14 protein-coding genes and 1 tRNA gene are annotated in these 14,263 nt (G+C 58.1%); 7 read left to right on the forward strand and 8 right to left on the reverse strand.

Annotated features, from left to right (window positions below):
• Nucleotides 1-36 precede the first annotated feature (36 nt).
• The 4 genes from ACR0I7_RS18765 to ACR0I7_RS18780 all read right to left on the reverse strand — a co-directional run bounded on the left by ACR0I7_RS18765 (nucleotide 37) and on the right by ACR0I7_RS18780 (nucleotide 2,025).
• On the reverse strand, nucleotides 37-561 hold the full coding sequence (locus ACR0I7_RS18765; RefSeq protein ID WP_480513696.1) for a hypothetical protein: 525 nt from the start codon (nucleotides 559-561) through the stop codon (nucleotides 37-39).
• Complete coding sequence (locus tag ACR0I7_RS18770) at nucleotides 558-1,646, reverse strand: helix-turn-helix domain-containing protein (protein WP_480513698.1); 1,089 nt, start codon at nucleotides 1,644-1,646, stop codon at nucleotides 558-560. The genes ACR0I7_RS18765 and ACR0I7_RS18770 overlap by 4 nt, the downstream gene beginning before the upstream one ends.
• A complete protein-coding gene (locus tag ACR0I7_RS18775; protein WP_480513700.1) occupies nucleotides 1,643-1,894 on the reverse strand; it encodes a hypothetical protein in 252 nt (83 codons plus the stop codon). Before ACR0I7_RS18775 ends, ACR0I7_RS18770 begins: the two co-directional genes overlap by 4 nt.
• 54 nt (nucleotides 1,895-1,948) lie before the next feature.
• Nucleotides 1,949-2,025 (reverse strand) — tRNA-Arg (locus tag ACR0I7_RS18780).
• A 114-nt stretch (nucleotides 2,026-2,139) separates the two neighbouring features.
• On the opposite strand from ACR0I7_RS18780, the gene ACR0I7_RS18785 reads away from it, so the two are divergent.
• Both ACR0I7_RS18785 and ACR0I7_RS18790 read left to right on the forward strand, forming a co-directional pair.
• Nucleotides 2,140-3,165: a LacI family DNA-binding transcriptional regulator gene (locus ACR0I7_RS18785; RefSeq protein ID WP_480513702.1), complete on the forward strand. Its 1,026-nt coding sequence runs from the start codon at nucleotides 2,140-2,142 to the stop codon at nucleotides 3,163-3,165.
• A gap of 3 nt (nucleotides 3,166-3,168) precedes the next feature.
• Nucleotides 3,169-4,383, forward strand: a complete 1,215-nt coding sequence (locus ACR0I7_RS18790; RefSeq protein ID WP_480513704.1) for a winged helix-turn-helix domain-containing protein — start codon at nucleotides 3,169-3,171, stop codon at nucleotides 4,381-4,383.
• A 3-nt stretch (nucleotides 4,384-4,386) separates the two neighbouring features.
• On the opposite strand, the gene ACR0I7_RS18795 is transcribed toward ACR0I7_RS18790, so the two are convergent.
• The 3 genes from ACR0I7_RS18795 to hpaR form a co-directional block, all read right to left on the reverse strand.
• Complete coding sequence (locus ACR0I7_RS18795) at nucleotides 4,387-5,295, reverse strand: helix-turn-helix transcriptional regulator (RefSeq protein ID WP_480513706.1); 909 nt, start codon at nucleotides 5,293-5,295, stop codon at nucleotides 4,387-4,389.
• A 97-nt stretch (nucleotides 5,296-5,392) separates the two neighbouring features.
• Nucleotides 5,393-6,091 carry a fumarylacetoacetate hydrolase family protein gene (locus ACR0I7_RS18800; RefSeq protein WP_480513708.1) on the reverse strand — a complete coding sequence of 233 codons (699 nt, stop codon included), beginning with the start codon at nucleotides 6,089-6,091 and terminating at the stop codon, nucleotides 5,393-5,395.
• Nucleotides 6,092-6,667: 576 nt separating this feature from the next.
• Nucleotides 6,668-7,102, reverse strand: a complete 435-nt coding sequence (hpaR, locus tag ACR0I7_RS18805; RefSeq protein WP_480513709.1) for a homoprotocatechuate degradation operon regulator HpaR — start codon at nucleotides 7,100-7,102, stop codon at nucleotides 6,668-6,670.
• A gap of 225 nt (nucleotides 7,103-7,327) precedes the next feature.
• On the opposite strand from hpaR, the gene ACR0I7_RS18810 reads away from it, so the two are divergent.
• The gene (locus ACR0I7_RS18810) at nucleotides 7,328-8,770 is read left to right on the forward strand and encodes a pyridoxal phosphate-dependent decarboxylase family protein (protein WP_480513711.1); all 1,443 of its coding nucleotides are present in this window, start codon (nucleotides 7,328-7,330) and stop codon (nucleotides 8,768-8,770) included.
• On the forward strand, nucleotides 8,770-9,540 hold the full coding sequence (locus ACR0I7_RS18815) for an HpcH/HpaI aldolase family protein (RefSeq protein ID WP_480513713.1): 771 nt from the start codon (nucleotides 8,770-8,772) through the stop codon (nucleotides 9,538-9,540). The genes ACR0I7_RS18810 and ACR0I7_RS18815 overlap by 1 nt, the downstream gene beginning before the upstream one ends.
• Before the next feature lie 4 nt (nucleotides 9,541-9,544).
• Here ACR0I7_RS18815 and ACR0I7_RS18820 read toward each other — a convergent pair whose 3' ends face one another.
• Entirely contained in the window at nucleotides 9,545-10,687 is a 1,143-nt protein-coding gene (locus tag ACR0I7_RS18820) for a DUF3095 domain-containing protein (protein WP_480513715.1), read from the reverse strand.
• A 139-nt stretch (nucleotides 10,688-10,826) separates the two neighbouring features.
• Between ACR0I7_RS18820 and ACR0I7_RS18825 the strand changes: the two genes are divergently transcribed.
• From ACR0I7_RS18825 to ACR0I7_RS18835, 3 genes are all read left to right on the forward strand, one after another.
• Nucleotides 10,827-11,999: an MFS transporter gene (locus tag ACR0I7_RS18825; RefSeq protein WP_480513717.1), complete on the forward strand. Its 1,173-nt coding sequence runs from the start codon at nucleotides 10,827-10,829 to the stop codon at nucleotides 11,997-11,999.
• A gap of 24 nt (nucleotides 12,000-12,023) precedes the next feature.
• Entirely contained in the window at nucleotides 12,024-13,055 is a 1,032-nt protein-coding gene (locus ACR0I7_RS18830) for a glycosyltransferase family 4 protein (protein WP_480513719.1), read from the forward strand.
• 104 nt (nucleotides 13,056-13,159) lie between these two features.
• Complete coding sequence (locus ACR0I7_RS18835; RefSeq protein WP_480513721.1) at nucleotides 13,160-14,182, forward strand: aspartate-semialdehyde dehydrogenase; 1,023 nt, start codon at nucleotides 13,160-13,162, stop codon at nucleotides 14,180-14,182.
• Nucleotides 14,183-14,263: the final 81 nt, after the last annotated feature.

Consider the following 14,263-nt stretch of genomic DNA (forward strand, 5'->3'; position numbering starts at 1 on the left):
TCCACCGCATAATCGTTGTCTGAAAGATTAAAGAGATCACTGAACTCCATGTTGCCTCCGTGGTGCTGCAAACACCGCTGCTCGATGGTATTGGGGGAGGTGTTCGTAGCCAGCGCCCAAAACTCTGGATGCTGTGTTTCGAGGAAGTGGTCCTGTTATGACCAAGAGTGCTGCCTGTAGCGCTAATGTTGGTACAGATCCGTCGCTGTAGCGGTGGGTGTCCAAGAGCGCAGCGTCTGCCGGGGTTGCCTCGGCGATTTGATCCAGCACCACGACATTTTTGCGTTGGTTGAGTTGCAGAGTCTTGTGTGCAAGGCGCAGGCGCACCGCATCCGGATCAGTGCAGAAAATCTGACGCGCGTATGGTGCGAGATATGCGGCTCTAAACCCCGCACCGCAGCCGAACTCCGCTACGGCTTTTCCCGACAACAACGGAGCGAGCCAATCGTTTTCCGACAAACATTCCCCAAAGCTCAACTCGGCAGAGATTTGTGGATGCGATGCAGCTTCAGATGGAACTTTGAGTGAGCAGAAAGTGTTTTGTGCTTGTAGCGCGATCATAATTCTCCTCCCGATTGAATGAGAGCATGCGTCAGTTCTCCGATCAGGCTGTCTAAAACAGCGGCCTCTCTGGCTTCGCTTCGAGCCATTTCTGTGAAGGAAGCAGCTGCATTGTCGCGCTGAAAACTTCCCTTTCGTTGAGAGTTTCGATCGGCGACAATCAAACAAAGCACAGTCGGCCACACACCAATCCGGGTGCACATCTCTTCCCAGATTCGGCGCGATATGCCCAATTCATGAGCTCGGTCATGTGCCGCGCGGGTAATCGATTGCCAATCCGGAGGGCTGCCATTGGCGTACAGGTCAATGTGTCCCCCCAATTGTCCTCCTGCCAAAATCCGAGCGTGTGCAGGGCTGGTGTTCAACCCGCGCTTACTCAACGGCTTTGCAGCTATACGAATTTTGTTTTTCTTTTCTTTGTTCGTAATGAGACGGACATTTTCGTCTGACTCGACGGTAATCTCTGGCTGACCGGCAACTACCGAAAAATCTGCAAGTACGGCTTCCAGCGCCTCGGCCACCTCCTGCATTTTCTTGATTTCGCTCAGCTCGTTGGGTCGACGACGCGGAAGAATGCAGGTCGCTGCCTCATCGGCATCGGCGTTATCCAGATCTCGTATCTGCCGAAAGAGGCCCTGAATATGCTCGCGCAACCGCTTGCAGTCTTCATCAGCCTGCATCTGACGGCTGACCAGCAACCGAATGTACTTCGCCTGCTCGATAAGCGGAGCCAGGTTGATGCCCGCTGCACGCTTGATCACACCATCAACGCGATCACCGGAGCGGCTTTTGCGTTCAGGGTAAGTGCGTTTGATCAGGCCCGCACCAACCAGTTCAGCTTCAATTCTGGTAATCTGACGCTTCGACAACCCAAGGAGAACGGCAAGCCGCTCCAGCGAATGCCAGATCGCGCAAATCCTGCCTTGCTGGAAATCGGACGGCTGACAGTTATCTATCGCGAATTCGAGATACTTGAGCGCGCCGCTCGACAGGCCGAGAGCAATCCTCGCCTGCTGTAGTAAAAGCTTCAGTCGGTAAGATGTCATGTCGGCAGGCAAGCCGTTGTGGGTCAACCGAACACTCATGACGCACCGCCCGGCAGCAGTTTGCCGCCTTGATTACAGATTGATTCAGCGTCGAGATTTGCGGTAAGGTGGCTAGGAAAGCTGGAGGCTTTTGCTGTAGATTTGATCCCGGTTTCGGTTGCCGCCGAGCCGGGATTTTTCTTTCCCTGATACTGGTCAAAAACCCTGCCCCAAGAGTTGGGCTGTACGGGATTTGTACGGGTGTTCTGTACATGTTCGCGCACAAAGACGGCAATATTTTGCAGCATCTTGCAAATTTGATTACTGCGGTCAACGCAAGCCTTTGTATTTGCGTGCATTTTTGGCGACCCCGGCAGGATTCGAACCTGCAACCTGCCCCTTAGGAGGGGGCTGCTCTATCCAGTTGAGCCACGGGGCCGCGCCGGGCCTTCTGTATCCGGCTTTTCCAGGCTTGTCATGACCTTTGCACAACAGTTGAACAGTTTGCCCTGTTCACGCTACCATCCGACAAAACAACAACGCAGGTATCCCGGTGACAACAGAAGCAAAACGCCCGCTAACCCTTCGTGATGTCTCAGAAGCATCCGGAGTTTCGGAAATGACGGTAAGCCGGGTTTTGCGAAATCGCGGGGACGTCTCGGACGCCACCCGAACCCGTGTTTTGGCCGCCGCCAAAGAGCTGGGATATGTCCCCAACAAGATTGCCGGCGCCTTGGCATCCAGCCGGGTCAATCTGGTGGCTGTGATCATCCCGTCGCTGTCGAACATGGTTTTTCCCGAAGTTCTGACAGGCATCAATCAGGTGCTGGAAGATACCGAGCTGCAGCCGGTGGTGGGCGTCACCGACTATATGCCCGAAAAAGAGGAGAAGGTGCTCTATGAAATGCTCTCGTGGCGGCCTTCGGGCGTGATCATCGCAGGGCTAGAACATACTGATGCCGCCCGCGCCATGCTGGATTCGGCAGGCATTCCGGTGGTTGAGATCATGGATACTGACGGCAAGCCGGTGGATGCGATGGTCGGCATCTCGCATCGCCGCGCAGGGCGCGAGATGGCGCAGGCAATCCTGAAGGCCGGGTATGAACACATCGGCTTCATGGGCACCAAGATGCCGCTAGACCATCGCGCCCGAAAACGGTTTGAAGGCTTCACCGAGGTACTGGGAAAACACGGTGTAGAAATCGAAGACCGTGAATTTTATTCCGGCGGGTCTGCGCTGGCCAAGGGGCGCGAAATGACCAAGATGATGTTGGATCGCTCACCCGACCTGGATTTCCTCTATTATTCCAATGATATGATCGGCGCTGGCGGTTTGCTGTATCTGCTGGATCAAGGTATAGATGTACCGGGGCAGATCGGCCTGGCGGGGTTCAACAACGTCGAGCTGCTGCAAGGGCTGCCGCGTAAGCTGGCCACGATGGACGCCTGCCGTCTTGAGATCGGGCGCAAATCCGCCGAGATTATCGCTGCTCAGCTGAAAAAACCCGAAGACGAGATCGATACGCGCATCACGCTGACGCCCAAGATCAGCTATGGTGACACGCTCAAACGGCGCTAGACCATGGTGCCTTTGCAGCTGGACAATCGGGCCGCGCGCGCCCTCTTTATGGAGCGTCACGCGCTGGCCGAACCCCCTGCTGGCAATGCTAAAGGGGCTGACCTGCTGGACCTGATCCATCGGCTTGGATTTGTCCAACTGGACAGTATCAATACAGTTGCCCGCGCCCATGACATGATTCTGTATTCGCGCAGACCGACCTATCGGCCGCGCAACCTCAAGCGTCTTTATGAACATGACCGGGCGTTGTTTGAACACTGGACCCATGACGCCGCTGTTATTCCCATGGAATTCTACCAGCATTGGCATCTGCGTTTTCTGCGCGACGCGGATGTGCTGAAGGCACGGTGGAAAAACTGGCGCCGGGACGGCTATGAACAGCGGTTCAGTACGGTGCTGAAACATATCCGCGACCACGGCCCGGTCAGCTCATCCGATGTTGGCAAGGATGAAAAGAAAGGGTCTGGCGGTTGGTGGGACTGGCACCCCTCTAAGACCGCATTGGAATTCCTCTGGCGCTCTGGTGCATTGAGCGTGATCGGCCGAACCGGGTTTCAGAAACGCTATGACCTGACCGAACGTGTGATCGAGACACATCTGTGTCCGGGCAGCGCACCGTGTGATACAGAACAGACGGTGGACTGGCTGTGCAACGCAGCGCTGGATCGGCTGGGGTTTGCAACATCCGGCGAGTTGGCGGCCTTTTGGGACACCGTCAGTGCCGCAGAGGCCCGAGCATGGTGTGAACAGGCTCTGGCAAAAGGCGAAGTACAGGAACTGAATGTCGAGTGTGCCGATGGGCGCCTGCGAAAGGTCGTGTCCCGGCCCGGCATCGAAGATACTCTGCAGAACATACCCGCCGCGCCGGGACGGATGCGGGTGCTCAGCCCGTTCGATCCAATGCTACGTGACCGTAAGCGGGCCGAGCGTCTATTCGGGTTCTACTACCGGATCGAGGTTTTTGTCCCCGCCCCCAAGCGCACTTATGGATATTACGTCTTTCCGGTGCTGGAAGGGGATCGTCTGGTGGGCCGGATCGATATGAAGGCACATCGCGATTGCGGCGAATTACGCGTCACAGCCTTTTGGCCGGAACGGTCGATAAAATGGTCCGATGCCCGGACCCGGCGGCTTGAGGCGGAACTGGACCGGGTGCGCAGATTTGCGGAACTCGAAACGGTTGATTTTGCCAAAGATTGGCTGAAAGATTCGGTTTAAGGCCTATTTGGCGGCAAGAAATGCCCGGATCTCGATCAGCTCTTTCAACTGTTTCAGTGAGTTTTCGCTGGTCTGCCCCGAGGTATCCAATTGCGCCATCGCGCGCCCATACAATGCCTCGCGACTATCCAGGATGGATTTGAGCTGCTCCAGAGCTTCGGGGTTCCCGGACATGGCACGCACGTCGCCCTGCGCACGGACGCGGTCCATATGCTCTTGTGGCGAGGCGCGCAACCAGACCGTATGGAACCGGCTCAACAACATATCATAGGTCATCGGGTCAGCTACGATGCCGCCTGCCACCGCCAAAACCAATCGATCATGTCTGGCGATCACCTGTTCCAAGGCCGACGCTTCTAACCGGCGGTACCCATCCTGACCATAAAAGGCCAGAATCTCGGATAATGGCACTCCAGCGTTCTCTTCAATGACGCGGGTCAACTCAACACATGGCAGGTCAAGCTCGGCGGCCAGCATCGCACCCAGCGTCGATTTGCCTGCACCACGCAGCCCGATCAAGGCAATCCGTGCGGCATGTGGGCCGGTCGCCGGCTGTGCCCCAAGCACACGCATGACAGCGGCTTTTATCTCATCAGATGCAGCACGGAACATATCCCCAACTTGTACCGCATCTGAGTCCCAAGGGTCGTCCGTGCCGACGAGCTTTTCGACCTGAAAGTCGAGCGCATCCGCAACACGCTGCAAAAGACCGATTGAGATATTCCCTGTACCGGCCTCAATCTGGGCCAGATATCTGGGCGAAACGCCCGACATTTCTGACAGAACACGACGGGATAAACCGCGCATCTGGCGCACACGGCGCACACGCGTGCCGACGCGCAAGCTCAGGTCTTGCCCGGCCGCTTGTTCGCAAGGAGATTGCTCAGCCGGTTTTTGCTGTGATTCCGTCATTCCGCCCTGAGGTTATGCGAAATAATGCACAACGCCAACGCCACATCCCGGCGGCGGCAGTCGCGACAAGAAATGCGCCAGATATCTATGTTAGAGCCTATTCCGCCGCTTCAATCGTCAGGTGTATGGGCTCCAGGCCGTCAACACCGCCTGTGATGACATCCCCGGCAAGAACCGGTCCGACACCCGCAGGCGTACCTGTTAGGATCAGATCCCCGGGACGCAGATGATAGTAGTGCGACAGATGCACAATGATTTCGTCAATTTTCCAGATCAGTTCTTCCAGCATAGCATCCTGTCTGACTTCGCCATTCACGCTCAGATGAATGCGCTTGCTGTCCTCGGGCGCCCAGTCCGACGCTTTTGTCAGCGGCGCGAACACACCACTGTCCTCGACATCCTTGCTGATATCCCAGGGAAGCTGTTTATCAGTCGCATGTTTCTGCAGATCGCGCCGGGTCATATCCAGCGCGCAACCGTATGCATAGATTGCTTCCCACGCCTCGGCCAGCGTCGCGCGAAAGACCGGGCGCCCGATCGCCAGTGCAAGCTCGACCTCGTGATGAAAGTTCTCGGTGCCGGCCGGGTAAGGGGTGTGTGCCCCCGACAAGACCGCATTCGCTGCGGATTTCGTGAAATAAAACGGAGCGTCTCGCTCTACCTTGTTGCCCATTTCCGCAGCATGGGCCGCATAATTCCGGCCAACACAGAATATCCGGCCGATCGGGTAGGTTGCTGTTTCGCCCACAACCGGAATCCCAAGCGGTTCCGGCAGATTAAACAAACGATCCTGCATTTCATGTCCTTATGCTTGCCCTGCAAACCGCATCTTAGGAGGAAACATATACGGCGCAAGCAGCACTGTTTCCTATCTACGTGCCATTTCTTGCCAACAACTGTAAATTGTTTCGGCACAAATCTGCTCAATCCCGCTGCAAAAAAGTGAATCATTTCAAGCATGCGGCAGATCGCTGTATGTGACCGCCAACATGGACGAGCCTCGACAAAACGAGGCCATCCTTTCGAATTGGATAGCGCGCAACAGGGGAGGGGCACGGTCCATTTATTAAATCTGCTTGCAGCCATGGTGGCGAAGCGATGCCAGAGCGTCGCGCAGATCAGCACAAATAACAGACGTTTCGGGGCGCCGGGGTTAGCGATCCACCCCCCTGGATCATTGATCCTTTTCAGGACAACATTTTTTTTGTCCACCCGTTCCCCGAAGCCTGGGTCGGAGCGCCGTTTGGTACCGGTGCGGCCGATCTGGGCCAGGCACGGTATTTTAACGGCGTCTGGCCTTCCCCGTCGGAGATATCCCCCTTTTTCTCCGACGGGGCAAATCTCTTTCAACAGGTTGACATCACGTGCTGGTTTAGTCGTCCAGAGCGTGTAGCTCGTTAAGCAGGTCCAGCAGACGGTCATGCCGGTCCGAGCCGAACTTGCGTCGTATCTCTTCCGCCACCTGCGTACTGGCCGCCACGTTGTCGTGAATAATTTGAAGACCTTTGGGTGCGATATCGACGATTTGCCTGCGTCCGTCACGCGGGTCGGGACGCCGCGCAATCATTTCTTTTTCCTCAAGTTTTTGCAAAATGCGTGTCAGGCTCGGCAACAGCAGGCATGCGCGTTCCGCGATACGGGTCGGTTCTTGCGGACCTTCTTCCTTCAACACGCGCAATACGCGCCACTGTTGCTCGGTCACCCCTGCATCCGCCAGGATTTTGCGAATTGGTCCCATCAATTTCTCACGCGCCCTCAGCAGGGCGATGGGTAAAGAACGCGAGGTCTTCAGGATATCATCAGTCATAAGGAATCTTGTCCGAAATCTGCTGCTGCTGCAACAGGTCATGGCGCACCCAAAAATGGTGAAACCTCTTGTTAGAGACTAATGTCGTCGTGAAACTCACCCCTGACGATTAAAAACTTTGTATTTCCCGCCAGCCAAACAACGTTGACCTTTGAAGCCTGATACTCATCACTGATCGTAAGGAAATGCACATTGTGGTGCAGTCCGTTGAGAATTGGGGGTGTTATGGAGTGGGATGAGTTCTCTGACTGGGGTGCCAGGGTCTCGGAGTGGGCGCAGGACTATCACCGAACAGTGCGGGACCGACCCGTCCGGGCACAAACGGAACCGGGCCATGTGCTGTCCGCTTTGCCCGCATCCCCGCCTGAGGATCGCGCGGCGATTGAGACGATTTTCGAGGATTTCGAGCGCATTGTGATGCCCGGCATCACCCATTGGCAGCATCCGCGTTTCTTTGCCTATTTCAATTCGAATGCCTCGGCCCCGTCGGTTCTTGCCGAGTTTCTGGCCAGCGCCATAGCACCGCAATGCATGCTGTGGCAGACCTCTCCGGCGGCGACCGAGATGGAAACCCGGATGATGGACTGGCTGCGTCAGGCGCTGGACCTGCCCGAGGGGTTTGCCGGCGTCATTCAGGATTCGGCCTCGTCCGCGACATTGGCTGCGATACTGACAATGCGGGAAAAGGCGCTGAACTGGCAAGGCAATCAGCAGGGGCTGTTCGCGCAAAAACCACTGCGGATTTACTGCTCATCCGAGGTACATACATCGATCGACCGGGCCATCTGGGTAGCCGGGATCGGACAGGCCAATCTGGTGCGTATCCCGATCAAAGGCGACTGGCGCGGCATGGATCCCGAGGCCCTAGAAAGGGCGATTCAGCTCGATTTAGAGTCTGATATGCAACCCGCAGGCGTCATTTTATGCGTCGGCGGTACCGGGACCGGTGCAACCGACCCGGTGGATCGCTGCCTTGAGATTGCACAGAAGTACGGGCTCTATTCCCATGTCGATGCGGCCTGGGCCGGGTCTGCAATGATCTGCCCCGAATACCGCCACTACTGGCCCGGAATCGAACACGCCGACAGCATCGTGTTCAACCCGCATAAGTGGCTGGGCGTTCAGTTCGATTGCTGCGCGCATTTCCTGAAAGACCCCGATGATCTGGTGCAAACGCTGGCCATAAGCCCCGAGTATCTCAAGACACATGGCAAGGACGGGATCATCAATTACTCGGAATGGTCCGTGCCTCTGGGACGGCGGTTCAGGGCGCTGAAACTGTGGTTCGTGATCCGCGCCTATGGGCTGGAGGGGCTGCGCCAGCGATTGCGCAATCATGTCAACTGGTCGGTGGCGCTGCATGATCGACTCGCCGCCCAGCCGGACTTTGAAATCGTCACGCCGCCCATGTGGTCACTGTGGACCTTTCGTTTTGTACCAACTGAAAACCCCGGTTTGTACAATTTGGACGATTTGAATCTGCAACTGGTGAACGCCATCAATGATGACGGGCGCATCTATCTGACCCAAACACGCGTGGATGGCGATATGGCGATCCGATTTCAGGCGGGTCAGTTTGAGACCACCGAAGACGATGTGCAGCTTGCCTTTGACGTGATCACCGAAGTCGCCCGCAACCTGCCGCTTGAAACCGGAAGGAGACCGTGATGCCCGCACCAAAAAACAGCTTTAAACAAGCCCTCAAGAATGGCGAGCGTCAGATCGGCTGCTGGATGAGTTCGGGTGAAACCATGCTGGCCGAAATCATGGGCACCACCGGGTTCGACTGGCTGGTGATTGATGGCGAGCATGGTCCAAACGACATACGTTCGATCCGCGATCAGTTGCTGGCCCTGGAACACAGCCCCTCACACCCGGTTGTGCGCCTGCCGATGGGCGAGGCCTGGATGATCAAGATGGTGCTGGATGCGGGCGCGCAGACGGTGCTGGTGCCGATTGTCGAAAGCGCGGAACAGGCGCGCGCGCTGGTGCAGGCCTGCCACTATCCGCCCGAAGGGATCAGGGGCGTGGGGGCGATTGCGTCCCGTGCCACGATGTACGGATCGGCAAGCGATTATATCCAGACGGTTGATCAGGAAATCTGTCTGCTGGTTCAGGTAGAGAACCGCGCGGGCATGGCGGCTCTGGATGAGATTTTGCAGGTCGATGGTGTGGACGGTGTCTTTATCGGTCCTGCCGATCTGTCGACCGACATGGGGTATCAGGGCGACAGCGCCGCCCCCGAAGTGCGCGAGACCATCGCAGATGCCCTGACGCGTATCCGGGCAGCAGGCAAGGCGCCGGGCATATTGGGGGTGCAGGACGAGACAACTCAAAGCTATCTGGACATGGGCGCGCAGTTTCTGGCCGTGGGCATCGACGTGATGCTGCTGACGCAATCTGCCCGCGCACTATCGGCGAAATGGAAAGCCAAATAGCGGTCTATGCCCGCATCGTCGCAGCCGCACGGGCATAGCCGCCTGAGGCCCCATCGACAAAATGCACGTGATCGTCGCGCGTGGCGGATGGGACAAAACAGGTCATCATCGCCTCTTGCTGGGCATGCAGCCCATAGCGGATTTTGCCGCGCGATTGCGCATCATCCAGCGTCCGGGTGATATGCGACAGGGTCGCGGGATCGCAATCCAGCGTCATTTTCAGCCCGTCATCGAATTTGCGATAATCGGCGTTGCGGCTGACCATCTGCTTGTAATGCCCGGGCTCAAAACTCCCCAGCCGTTTGCCGGATTTGAACAGCAGCCAGATCAGCAGGTTCTGAACCAGCAATTTCGCCTTTTGCAGAGCCAGACTGCGCCCCGCGCGCGCGACATGCGCGTCCAGCGCCAGACCCGGTGGCGGCCATTTGATCGGCGGGCCATTGGTGGGCACCGGGTGCCCTGCCCGGTCCAGCGCCTCAGAGGCGGACAGCACGGATTGCGCCAGATCTGCAAAATCCTGCTCGGTTGCGGTGGCGGTGGGCTGAATCACGACCGAGACGATCTGACCGTGGCGCGCCGGGCTGTTGGACCAACGGCAGGACAGGCCGGTCAGATCGGGCTGCGCATCGGGTGCCGCCGGGGGTATCTCGTACTGGTCGGACTTCATCTGCGCCTCGGCCCAAGCGACGCCACCCCCGGTGAACATGGCATAGTCAACGCCCGAGGACGGCGCGTATCGCGCCACCCGCAGGTCGCGGCCTGCCGCCCGGATATCAGCAACCGGAACAAGGGCGGCGCGCAATGAGATGGCAAACTCGGATTTGGCCCAGCTGCGCAGCGCGGCCAGCTCTGGGCGCGCTTTGTCTGCATCGGAACCCGGAATGGCAAACGCCGCCCCGTCGCCGCCAAAGACGTAAGGAAACACCTGCCCGCCCAGCGCATTGATCATGGCCGAGATCACCGCGGCCCCCACCATATTCACGGTTTTATAGCGCCCCCGGTCAATCTCACCTGTGGAGTCGACGATGTCGGCAACGCCGACGATCCAGTCACCCGGTACGGCGGTAAACCGGGCCGGTTCGGTCAGGTTCAGAAACTCGTGCGAGATGGGAACGGTGTCGTAAAACGCGGTCTCGGGGGGTGTCATCGTCCCTCTCAATATGTTGGTCACTGATCAAATAGGTCATACGTGATGGAAATCCGCTTGGTTCAGTATAGCACACGCGCTTGTGCCCCGCACAGGGACATGCCAAGCATCCCGGGTCAGGGCTGAGGCGGAGGGTAAAATGCAGGCAGGCTTGGTCATCTTGTGTCTGGCCTATGTGCTCAGCCAGTTTTTTCGCGCCTTTCTGGCGGTTCTGACGGCTGATCTGGGGCGCGACATCGGGGCCACGCCCGAGGATCTGGCCTTTGCCTCGGGGCTGTGGTTCCTGATCTTTGCCGCCATGCAGATCCCCGTGGGCTGGGCGCTGGACCGGATCGGGCCACGGCGCAGTTCAGCTGTGTTGCTGATGATCGGCGGCGCGGGAGGTGCGGCGCTGTTTGCAGTCGCCACAACACCGTTTCATGTAGCGTTGGCGATGGCACTGATCGGCATCGGGTGCTCTCCGGTTTTGATGGCGTCGTACTTCATCTTCGCACGCGAATACCCGCCCGCGAAATTTGCAACGCTGGCGGCGGTAATGCTGGGCGTTGGATCGGTGGGCAATCTTGTGGCCTCATACCCAACCGCACTGGCGGTCGAGTTGATGGGCTGGCGGGCAACGCTAGCCGGGCTGGCGGTGATTTCCGCAGCTGTGGCAGTGGGCATCTGGGTCACGGTGCAAGACCCCAAACGGGTCGAGACCGAACAAAAGGGATCGCTGCTGGATTTGCTGAAAGAGCCGGCGCTGTGGACGATTCTGCCGCTGATGCTGGTGGCCTATGCGCCCTCAGGCGCGCTGCGCGGGTTGTGGGCGGGACCTTATCTGCTGGATGTCTTTGGGCTGAGCATCACTCAAGTCGGTCAGGCCACGCTGATCATGGGGGTCGCAATGATTGCCGGCACCTTTGCCTATGGGCCGCTGGACCGGGTTCTGGGCACGCGCAAATGGGTCATTCTGGGCGGCAATGTGCTGAGCTGCGTCTCGCTGATCCTGCTGTGCCTTTGGATCAACAATGCGGTCTGGCTGTCGATCGCGCTGATGGCGCTGGTCGGCTTTTCCGGGGCGGCCTTTCCCGTCATCATGGCGCATGGCCGCGCCTTTATCCCGCCGCATCTGGTGGGGCGGGGTGTGACGCTGCTGAACCTGTTTGGCGTGGGCGGTGTCGGGCTGGCGCAGTTTGCCACCGGGCGCATCCATGCGGCGACGGTGGACATGGGGCCAACCGCGCCCTACACAGCGATATTCGGCTTTTTCGCCGTCACAGTTGCCATCGGATGCGTGATCTATCTGTTCAGCCGGGACAGTATGGACTGACGCCTGACCCGCCGGGAGAGCCAAGTGAAAGACCCTGTTGTTATTGCGCCCAATCTGAAACGCAGGCTGTCGGGCGTGACCGCAACCATTGCGCGGCTGGTGCCATTACAGGCGCAACAGATCGATATTGCCGCAACCGGGCCGGGCCTGCCCGTAGACATCCCTCATATCCCGCTGGCCCGCCTGCCCTTTCTGTCCCGGCGCACCCACCGCATCTGGCACGCGCGGCGCAATACCGAGATGCTGCTGGGCCTGATCCTACGTGGGGTGTTTCGGCTGAAACTGACGCTACTGTTCACCAGCGCCTCGCAGCGGGCGCATACGGGCTATACCAAATGGCTGATCGGCAAGATGGATGCGGTGGTCGCCACCTCGCGCAAAACCGCCGGCTATCTGGAACGCGATGCGCAGGTGATCATGCATGGCATCAACCTGCAGGATTTTGTGCCCTCGCAGGACAAAGCGGCGTCGCGTCAGAAACTGGGCTTGCCCTGCGGGGTGCTGCTAGGCTGTTATGGTCGTATCCGTCATCAAAAGGGCACGGATGCTTTTGTCGACGCGATGATCGACCTGTGTGGCCGGTTCGATGACGTATCCGGCATCGTCATGGGGCGGGCAACTGAGAAACACACCAGCTTTCTAACCGGGTTGAAGGACAAGGTGGCCAAGGCCGAGCTGTCCGACCGTATCCTGTTCATGCCCGAGGTCACGGTCAATCAGATCGCCGAATGGTATCAGGTGCTGGACCTGTTCATCGCCCCGCAACGCTGGGAAGGGTTTGGCCTGACCCCGCTCGAGGCGATGGCCTGCGGCGTTCCTGTGGTCGCCACCGATGTCGGCGCGTTTTCCGAGATTGTTACCGACCCGGCGCTGGGCCGCATCGTGGCCCCCGATGACATCCCTGCGCTGGCCGATGCCGCGGCCGAGATGCTGACGGATCGTGATTCCCTGCAGAGCGCAGGTCAGGCTGCCCGCGCGCATGTCGAGCAGAATTTCGACATTCATGGCGAGGCCGAGGCGCTGGTGACGCTGTATCAACAGCTTCTGGACAGTTGAAGCGCCTCAATTCGGCGTCATTCGGTTAAATCCTCTCTGAAAGCTCTTTTTTCTTTTCTGCAACGCGGCTATGAACGCGCGTCCTTTATTCAGGAGAAATAAAAATGGGCTATCGCGTCGTTGTCGTCGGCGCCACAGGCAATGTGGGCCGCGAAATGCTGAACATTCTGGCTGAACGCCAGTTCCCCGTCGATGAACTTGCCGCGCTGGCAAGCCGTCGGTCGCTGGGCACGGAGGTCAGCTTTGGCGACAAGACACTCACGACCCAGGACCTGGACACCTTTGATTTCACCGGCTGGGACATTGCGCTGTTTGCCGTGGGCTCTGCCGCGACCAAAGATTATGCGCCGAAGGCCGCTGCTGCGGGCTGTGTGGTGATCGATAACTCGTCGCTGTATCGCTATGACCCGGATATTCCGCTGATCGTACCGGAATGTAACCCGCAGGCGATCCATGACTATAAGAATAAGAACATCATCGCCAACCCCAACTGCTCGACCGCGCAGATGGTTGTCGCGCTGAAACCGCTGCATGATCGTGCCAAGATCAAGCGCGTGGTTGTGTCGACCTATCAGTCGGTTTCGGGCGCCGGTAAAGACGGGATGGATGAGCTGTGGGATCAGACCAAAGCGGTCTATAATCCCACCACCGAAGTTGAGCCGAAGAAGTTCCAGAAACAGATCGCCTTTAACGTCATTCCGCAGATCGACGTCTTCATGGAAGACGGCTCGACCAAGGAAGAATGGAAGATGGTTGTTGAGACCAAAAAGATCGTCGATCCGTCGATCAAGGTCACAGCCACCTGCGTCCGCGTTCCGGTCTTCGTCGGCCATTCCGAGGCCGTGAATATCGAGTTTGAGGAATTCTTGGACGAAGACGAAGCGCGCGACATCCTGCGCGAGGCCCCGGGCATCATGGTGATCGATAAGCGTGAAGATGGCGGTTATGTCTCGCCCATCGAATGCGCGGGCGATTTCGCCACGTTCATCAGCCGCATCCGTCAGGATTCGACGATTGAGAACGGCCTGAACCTGTGGTGCGTCTCGGACAACCTGCGCAAAGGCGCGGCGCTGAACGCAGTACAGATTGCCGAATTGCTGGGCCGTGAGGTTCTGAAAAAGGGCTGAGCCGCATAAACCGGACGTCAGCTGAGCCCGCTTCGAAAGAAGCGGGCTTACTTTTTTGCATAAGATGTCAGATCGCGCGTC

This window comes from Ruegeria sp. AM1, from assembly GCF_056540745.1.

Coding starts and splice junctions, on each gene's coding strand:
- ACR0I7_RS18825 (WP_480513717.1), top strand. CDS start 10,827: ATGCAGGCAGGCTTGGTCATCTTGTGTCTGGCCTATGTGCTCAGCCAG.
- ACR0I7_RS18770 (WP_480513698.1), bottom strand. CDS start 1,646: ATGAGTGTTCGGTTGACCCACAACGGCTTGCCTGCCGACATGACATCT.
- ACR0I7_RS18795 (WP_480513706.1), bottom strand. CDS start 5,295: ATGACGGAATCACAGCAAAAACCGGCTGAGCAATCTCCTTGCGAACAA.
- ACR0I7_RS18765 (WP_480513696.1), bottom strand. CDS start 561: ATGATCGCGCTACAAGCACAAAACACTTTCTGCTCACTCAAAGTTCCA.
- ACR0I7_RS18790 (WP_480513704.1), top strand. CDS start 3,169: ATGGTGCCTTTGCAGCTGGACAATCGGGCCGCGCGCGCCCTCTTTATG.
- ACR0I7_RS18835 (WP_480513721.1), top strand. CDS start 13,160: ATGGGCTATCGCGTCGTTGTCGTCGGCGCCACAGGCAATGTGGGCCGC.
- ACR0I7_RS18800 (WP_480513708.1), bottom strand. CDS start 6,091: ATGCAGGATCGTTTGTTTAATCTGCCGGAACCGCTTGGGATTCCGGTT.
- ACR0I7_RS18775 (WP_480513700.1), bottom strand. CDS start 1,894: ATGCTGCAAAATATTGCCGTCTTTGTGCGCGAACATGTACAGAACACC.
- ACR0I7_RS18815 (WP_480513713.1), top strand. CDS start 8,770: ATGCCCGCACCAAAAAACAGCTTTAAACAAGCCCTCAAGAATGGCGAG.
- ACR0I7_RS18810 (WP_480513711.1), top strand. CDS start 7,328: ATGGAGTGGGATGAGTTCTCTGACTGGGGTGCCAGGGTCTCGGAGTGG.
- ACR0I7_RS18820 (WP_480513715.1), bottom strand. CDS start 10,687: ATGACACCCCCCGAGACCGCGTTTTACGACACCGTTCCCATCTCGCAC.
- hpaR (WP_480513709.1), bottom strand. CDS start 7,102: ATGACTGATGATATCCTGAAGACCTCGCGTTCTTTACCCATCGCCCTG.